The 2,171-nt window shown below is 33.5% G+C and carries 3 protein-coding genes; 2 read left to right on the top strand and 1 reads right to left on the bottom strand.

Features of this window, described 5'->3' with window-relative positions:
* The first annotated feature begins 636 nt into the window (after positions 1 to 636).
* Both TY15_RS22880 and TY15_RS22875 read left to right on the top strand, forming a co-directional pair.
* A complete protein-coding gene (locus TY15_RS22880; RefSeq protein ID WP_040203109.1) occupies positions 637 to 1,206 on the top strand; it encodes a histidine phosphatase family protein in 570 nt (189 codons plus the stop codon).
* A gap of 142 nt (positions 1,207 to 1,348) precedes the next feature.
* Positions 1,349 to 1,576, top strand: a complete 228-nt coding sequence (locus TY15_RS22875; RefSeq protein WP_040203106.1) for a hypothetical protein — start codon at positions 1,349 to 1,351, stop codon at positions 1,574 to 1,576.
* 27 nt (positions 1,577 to 1,603) lie between these two features.
* Here TY15_RS22875 and TY15_RS25235 read toward each other — a convergent pair whose 3' ends face one another.
* Positions 1,604 to 1,732, bottom strand: a complete 129-nt coding sequence (locus TY15_RS25235) for a hypothetical protein (protein ID WP_257000191.1) — start codon at positions 1,730 to 1,732, stop codon at positions 1,604 to 1,606.
* Positions 1,733 to 2,171: the final 439 nt, after the last annotated feature.

Below are 2,171 nucleotides of genomic sequence, written 5' to 3'. Positions count from 1 at the left end.
AATTAGCATCTTTATTTTATTTTTTTCGATGACAGGTATTTTAGATTTTCCATATATTCCATCAAAAGTAGCAATTACATCATTTATCCTTTCTATCATATTTTCAGTTTTAGCTTTAAGAAAGTTATTTGGAAAGATATTGTTAGTATTTAACATATGCCTAATGCTATTTATGATTATTTTTGGACCATAAATAATGTTATTAATCTAACGGGGCGTTTCTACAATATGAGTGGAGTGCCTTTTCCTATTTTACTAATGTAAATTCCCCCAAATATGCTTTGAAAAAAGTAAAAATGGATGCCCTGTGACCGCTTGAAAGAGATGACACAGTTTTTGCTTGATAATTTGGGACACTTTTTTCCAGTTAAAGTCTTTTCATTTTTACATGGAAGGGCGTGTTGATAGTCTTAGTCAATCATGAAGCCCATTCTTTGGCTGTTCCAAGGAATTAATTTATGTATGTCTTTGCAGTATCAATACTCAGAAAAAATGTATATTTGCTAATATTTATGCATATTTGGGAAGTTATGCTTGCTGCACTAACGGGAGGTTAGTTGAAGAAGGATTCCTTAATTCTTTTATAGAATTACAGTTAGTGGCAGTAAGTAACGTGCAAATTTGAGGAGAAGAATTATGGAAATATCATTGATTAGACACGGTAAATCACAACTAACTGAAAATGATAAAATAACTGGTTTGGAATTTAAGAAGTGGGTTGAAAAGTATGATTGCCTTGGAGTGTTTGAAGAGTCAACATATCCCTCGGAAACCCTTGAAAAAGTTTCAACTGCAAATATCATTATTACGAGTGAATTAAAAAGGGCTATTGAGTCAGCAAGATTATTAAATCCAGGAACGAAAATCATTTCTGACCCTTTATTCCGAGAAACTGAGTTACCTTTTAATTCATCACAATTATTTAATGTAAAGTTAAAGCCAAGTATCTGGGCGATTGTATTAAGAATACTATGGTTCAGTGGCTATTCAAACGAGTGCGAGTCTTTGAATCAAGCAAAATTTAGGGCAAATAAGGCATCACAACAGTTAATTGACTATGCTAATGAATATAAATCAGTGGTATTAGTTGGACACGGTTTTTTTAATATGTTAATTGCTAAAGAGTTACAGAAAAAGGGCTGGAAAGGTACGAGAAAAAGGGATGCAAAGCATTGGAATTGTATGACATTTTCCTTGTTCAACTAACAGTTGCAAGAGTTTAAGGTGGGATTGCTGCAGTGGTCTCTTTTCTTATTGTGCTAACGAATCAGGTTACTTCAAGCAGGCTTAAATGGAATTTGGAAAATTGTGTTATTATAAATAGAGATATTGGGAGGGGAGATATAAAATGAAATTTTTCATAAATTTTTTGCCTTTGCTTTTAGTGATTTTAGGGGTTCTAAATTATATGTATTTTGCTAAAGAGATTGTTTCAACTGTTGTACTTTTAGCTCTTGGTGTTATAGTGTCGATATTCAATCTGATTAAAAAGAAATATACGATTGCTTTATTAAGTATTGCAATTGTTATAGGTTTGGCAGGATTATTTTTACATCTGGTTAATTCGGGCATATAAAATTTTCTTACTTAAAGTAACGGGTGCTTAAGTTAAAAATGGGATGGCGGCGGTTTGAGAAACCTTAAAACTCTTACGATATCGATTGCCTTTATCTACAAATGCCTGAACTTGACTTTCCCCTTTTGAAACATCCAGACCAATGATGAATTTCATTCTAAAGTCTCCTCCTTAACTCGTAATTTGCCAGTAACCCCTAATCCTCCATGCAGTATCACAGCTTCGCTTGTTATACGAGATCTAAGTCCCAACCAGCCTTAATCAAGTTTCTACAAGTAGGGGACGAACCGTTTAGCTGACGGGGTCAAAGCCCCACGGGCAGTTACGTCTACCCTGGCTACTGATATAAAAAGACCAAAATAAATAAGGTCAACCAGAAATATTTTCTTATCTGTCCAAATTGTCGAATAAAAAGTAAAAACCTCGTTGTATAATGACGAGGTTTTTAATGTGAACGGAATATTATTCTGTTAGGTCCCTTTTAAGAGGCGAAAAGTTGACATCCAATAAACAATGTATTGTCCTACACCTAACGCTCCAATACTTAATATCGGAACGAATATATTTTTTGAAAATATAGTACAAATGAACGTAA

Origin of the sequence: Neobacillus jeddahensis (assembly GCF_000612625.1) — a bacterium.
Taxonomy (GTDB): domain Bacteria; phylum Bacillota; class Bacilli; order Bacillales; family Cytobacillaceae; genus Neobacillus; species Neobacillus jeddahensis.
Note: the sequence above shows the minus strand (reverse complement) of the source record. Positions and strands in the feature narration are given on the sequence as shown.

Coding starts and splice junctions, on each gene's coding strand:
- TY15_RS22880 (WP_040203109.1), top strand. CDS start 637: ATGGAAATATCATTGATTAGACACGGTAAATCACAACTAACTGAAAAT.
- TY15_RS22875 (WP_040203106.1), top strand. CDS start 1,349: ATGAAATTTTTCATAAATTTTTTGCCTTTGCTTTTAGTGATTTTAGGG.
- TY15_RS25235 (WP_257000191.1), bottom strand. CDS start 1,732: ATGAAATTCATCATTGGTCTGGATGTTTCAAAAGGGGAAAGTCAAGTT.